The following is a 248-nucleotide window of genomic DNA, read 5'->3' as shown; positions in this document are numbered from 1 at the left end:
TTTGAAGGGATGGCGCACAGCACAACGGTGTTGCTGCCCGTAGCGCTACCTGATGCACCGACCAGCGAGACCGCAGAACCGGCGTCGCTCGCTCTACAGCCTGTCGAGCCACATCGCAAGAGCGTACCGGCGGCGTCGGGCATCGAGATCGAACTGAACGGTGCCCGTGTACGCGTCACGGGCATGGTCGACCCCGTGCAGTTGCGCCTCGTGCTGCGCTGCCTGATGCCAGCATGATTGCGCCGCCA

Annotated in this window: 1 pseudogene; it reads left to right on the top strand. The window is 64.9% G+C overall.

The window, feature by feature from the left end:
* A pseudogene (locus AB4Y34_RS42525) lies at nucleotides 1-237 on the top strand (IS66 family insertion sequence element accessory protein TnpB); the annotation flags it as partial.
* Nucleotides 238-248: the final 11 nt, after the last annotated feature.

The sequence above is a fragment of the Paraburkholderia sp. BR10954 genome (genome assembly GCF_040965775.1).
Taxonomy (GTDB): Bacteria; Pseudomonadota; Gammaproteobacteria; order Burkholderiales; family Burkholderiaceae; genus Paraburkholderia; species Paraburkholderia youngii.
Note: the sequence above shows the minus strand (reverse complement) of the source record. Positions and strands in the feature narration are given on the sequence as shown.